The organism is Gemmatimonadota bacterium (genome assembly GCA_016209965.1).
GTDB lineage: Bacteria > Gemmatimonadota > Gemmatimonadetes > Longimicrobiales > RSA9 > JACQVE01.
This window is the reverse complement of the sequence record JACQVE010000252.1, coordinates 1-4,330: the sequence shown is the minus strand read 5'-3', so window position 1 is coordinate 4,330 and position 4,330 is coordinate 1. Positions and strand designations below refer to the sequence as shown.

Below are 4,330 nucleotides of genomic sequence, written 5' to 3'. Positions count from 1 at the left end.
GAGGGGCGCGTGGCCGAGCTGCCCGGGCTGGGCGAGCGCACGCAGGCGAAGCTCCTGGAAGGGATTGGCTTTGTGCGCAGCGTGGCCTCGCGTCGCCGCCAGCCGGAGGCCCGCGCCGCGGCCGCGCGGGTGTTGGGCTATTTGGCCGGCCAGCCGGGTGTGGTGCGGGTCGAGCTGGCGGGCGAGTTGCGGCGTCGCCTCGAGACCGTGGACGGGATCGATGTTGTGGCCGCCGTGGCCGATCGTGCCGCGCCGGTGCTCGAGGCATTCCTCGCGCTGCCCGGCGCGGCGCAGGCCGCGGCGGTAGGCGAGGCCGCGGCGCGGGCGCGACTGGCGGACGGGCTCGAGCTGCGGCTGCGCTGCGTCGCCCCCGACGAATTCATCGCCGCCTGGGTCCACGCGACGGGCAGTGCCGCCCACCTCGCGGCCCTGGCGAGCCGGGCGGCGGCAGAGGGGCTCAAGCTGAACGAGTACGGCGTGTGGCGCGGCCAGGCGCGGCTCGAGCTGGCGGACGAGGCCGGGCTGTACCGTGCGCTCGGGCTCCCCTTCATCGAAGCGGAGCTGCGGGAGGATGGCTCCGAGGTCGCGGCCGCGGCGGTGGGCGTGCTGCCGCGGCTGCTGCTGGAGGCCGACCTGCGCGGCTGCTTCCACTGCCACACGACCTACAGTGATGGCAAGGCCACGCTGCGCGAGATGGCGGAGGCGGCCGGGGCCCGCGGCTGGCGCTACCTGGGGATCGCGGACCACTCGCAGGCGGCGGCGTACGCGGGGGGGCTGGCTGTCGAGGCGATCTTGCGGCAGCATGAAGAGATCGATGCCTGGAACGCGGAGCATGGCCGCGAGCTATGGCTGTTCAAGGGGATCGAGGCGGATATCCTGGCGGACGGGCGGCTGGACTATGCCGAGCGGGGCGATGAGGTGCTGGGGCGCTTCGACTACGTGGTCGGCTCGGTGCACTCCGGGTTCGGGCTGGGCCGGGCCGAGATGACGAAGCGCGTGCTGCGCGCGCTCGAGAACCCGCACCTCAGCTTCCTGGGCCACCCCACCGGGCGGCTGCTGCTCTCCCGGGACGGCTACCCCATTGACATGGAGGCGGTGATCGAGGCGGCAGCGGAGCGCGGCGTGGGCATCGAAGTCAACGCCAATCCCTGGCGGCTGGACATGGACTGGCGGCTGTGGCGCGGCGCGCGGGAAAGGGGTGTGAAGACGGCGATCAACCCCGATGCCCATTCCACGGATGGGCTGGACGAGGTAAGCTACGGCGTGGGGGTGGCCCGCAAAGGCTGGCTCACGGCGGGTGACGTGGTAAACGCGTGGGAGCCGGAGACGGTGAAAGAGTACTTCCGGAGGAGGCGTGAGTGACGCTGCCGCGGAAGTCGTGGTCGGTGCGGGAGAGCAAGACGGCCAAGAGGAAGCGGGCGCAGGAGATCGTGCGGCGGCTGCGCGCCGAGCACCCGGACGCCCGCTGCTCGCTGGATTATCGGAACGCGTACCAGCTCCTGGTGGCCACCATCCTGTCCGCCCAGTGCACGGACGAGCGGGTGAACCAGGTCACACCTGCCGTCTTCCGGCGTTACCCTAAACCAGCGGAGCTCGCCGACGCCCGGCCCGCCGAGCTCGAGGAGCTGATCCGCTCGACCGGCTTCTACCGCAACAAGACCCGGAGCTTGCTGGGTATGGCCGGCGCGCTGGTCGAGCGGCACAAGGGCAAGGTGCCCGACGAGATGGGGGCGCTGGTCAAGCTGCCCGGCGTGGGCCGCAAAACTGCCAACGTGGTGCTCGGTAATGCCTTCGGCAAGGCGGAGGGTGTGGTCGTGGACACGCACGTGGCGCGAGTGAGCTGGCGCCTGGGCTGGACCAACCACAAGGACGCGGGCAAGATCGAGCACGACCTCATGGAGCTGGTGCCGCAGGAGGAGTGGACCGAGCTGGCCCACCTCTTGATCTACCACGGCCGACGCGTCTGCAGGGCGGGGCGGCCGCGCTGCGAGCTGTGCGTGGTGGCGGAGCTGTGTCCCAGCTCGCTGGTGTGATGGAGGGGCCGATGGGAGAGGGTGCGGTCCCGTACCCGTACCCGTACCCGTACCCGTACCCGCTCCCCTGGCTGCGTCTGCCCGATCAGAGAAGCTTCGGGCACGGGCACGGGCACGGGCACGGGTCGACTGTGCTGCGTTCGAGTGGGAAGCTAGGTGAGGGGTGGTGCGCATGAATGAAAAGGGGAGCGCCGGCCTGGCGGAGGCCCGCAGCCCATTCCTGCAGCACGGCGTGCGGCAGCCGGTGAAGTGGATGCCGTGGGGCGAGGCGGCGTTCGAGCGGGCGCGGCAGGAGAATCGGGCGATCCTGCTGGACATCGGGGCGGTGTGGTGCCACTGGTGCCACGTCATGGATCGGGAGAGCTACGAGGATGCGGCGACGGCCAGGCTGATCAACGAGCTGTTCGTGCCGGTCAAGGTGGACCGTGACGAGCGGCCGGACGTAGACGCGCGCTATCAGCGGGCGGTGCAGGCGCTGACGGGTCAGGGTGGCTGGCCGCTGACGGCATTCCTGACGCCGGAGGGCGAGGTCTTTTACGGCGGCACCTACTTCCCGCCCCAGGACCAGTTGGGCCGGCCGGCGTACCGTCGCGTGCTCGAGCAGGTCGCGCGGGTCTGGCGGGAGGAGCGTGAGCGGGCGCGCGAGTCGGCCCGCTCGATCCGGGATCGGCTCCTGGCTCACGAGCAGGCCGAGGCCCAGGCGGGCGAGCTGAGCCCCGCGCTCGTGGACCACGCTGCTGAAGAATTCGCCGAGTCCTTCGACTTCCGGCATGGCGGCTTCGGGCGAGCACCCAAGTTTCCCAATGCGGGCGGGCTCGAGCTGCTGCTGGACCAGTGGCTGGACACGGGCGCGGAGTGGGCCCGCCGCGTTGTGGTCGAGACCCTGGATGCCATGGGGCGGGGCGGCATCTACGACCAGTTGGGTGGCGGGTTCCACCGCTACTCGACGGACGCGCGCTGGATTGTCCCCCACTTCGAGAAGATGGCGTACGACAACGGCGTGCTGCTGGAGGTGTACTCCCGGGCGTTTGCCGCGCTGGGCTCGCCGTTCCACGGTGAGGTGGGTGAGGGGGTAGTCGATCACTACCGCGAGCTGGCGCCGGCGCTGCTCGAGGCGGGCGGCTTCCCCGCCTCGCAGGACGCAGACATCGGGCCCTCGGATGACGGCGACTACTGGACCTGGACGCTGGAGGAGGTGCGGGCCGCACTGGACAGTGACGAGCGGAGGGTGCGCGCGGCCGTGCTGCGCTACGGGCTGGACGAGCCGGCCAGCAGCATGCACCTGGATCCCGGCCGCCATGTGCTCTATCAGGCGCTGGCCGAGCGGGAGGTGGGCCTGCGCCTGGGGCTGGACGAGGCGGAGGCGGAGGCGCTGCTGGAGGACGTGCGGCGTCGTCTCAAGGCGGCCCGGGATCAGCGGCCGGCGCCCTTCGTGGACCAGACGCTGTACTCGGGGTGGGTCTCGCTGGTGGCTTCCGGGCACCTCGCAGCGGCGCGCTACCTGGGCCGCGGCGACGCGGGGACAGCAGCGCTCAGGGCGCTGGACCGGGTCTGGGAGGAGGGCTTCAGGGCGGCGGAAGGCATAGCCCACCGGCTGGGCGACGGCGAGGCGGGCAGCTTCCTGGATGACCAGGCGTACGTTGCCCGCGCACTCGTGGACGCCTTCGAGCTGACGCAGCGGCCGGAGCATCTGGAGCGTGCCGAACAGGTGGTGCAGGTCATGCTACGCCGCTTCCGCGACCCTGAAAGTGGAGCCTTACTGGACCGGCCTCGCGAGGAACGCGCGGCTGTGCCGGTGATCGAGGAGCCGCACCGCCCCATTGCCGACGCGCCCGCGCCGGCCGGCAACGCGGTTGCGGCGCTCACGCTGCTGAGACTCGCGGCGCTGCAGCAACGCGAGGAGTATCGCGAGACGGCCGGGCAGGTGCTGGCCGCGTTCGCCGGCTCGGCGCCGCGCATGGCGACCGCTGCGGCCACCTATTTCCGCGCGCTGGCGTGGGCGGTGCGACCGGTCAGCACGCTGGTGCTTGTGGGCGCGGCCGGCGAGCCGGCGGCTGAGGCGCTGTGGGCCGCTGCGCTGCGGACCTACCGTCCACGCACGGTGGTCCGGCGCTTCGAGCCAGGGGCGGTGCTGGCCGAGACGGTGCCGCCCGAGCTGCGCGCCATGGTCACGGCCGAAGCGCCGCAGGCGTATCTGTGCGTTGGGAAGACGTGCGCGCCGCCCGCCAGTCGTCCCGAGGAGCTGGCCGAGCTGCTGCGGAGCTTCCGGGGTTGAATGCCCAACACAGAGGTTCAGT

Annotated in this window: 3 protein-coding genes; all 3 read left to right on the top strand. The window is 71.6% G+C overall.

What is annotated here, in order from left to right:
• Window positions 1-1,362, top strand: a 1,362-nt coding sequence (locus HY703_10020) for a hypothetical protein (GenBank protein ID MBI4545521.1), incomplete at its 5' end; no start/stop codon positions are given.
• A 2-nt stretch (window positions 1,363-1,364) separates the two neighbouring features.
• Window positions 1,365-2,033 (top strand): endonuclease III, encoded by a 669-nt coding sequence (nth, locus tag HY703_10015; GenBank protein ID MBI4545520.1) that lies wholly within the window; start codon window positions 1,365-1,367, stop codon window positions 2,031-2,033.
• 172 nt (window positions 2,034-2,205) lie between these two features.
• A complete protein-coding gene (locus tag HY703_10010) occupies window positions 2,206-4,308 on the top strand; it encodes a thioredoxin domain-containing protein (protein ID MBI4545519.1) in 2,103 nt (700 codons plus the stop codon).
• Window positions 4,309-4,330: the final 22 nt, after the last annotated feature.

Bases quoted from the DNA above. Each gene is read 5' to 3' on its own strand.
- HY703_10010 (MBI4545519.1), top strand. From the start codon at position 2,206: ATGAATGAAAAGGGGAGCGCCGGCCTGGCGGAGGCCCGCAGCCCATTC.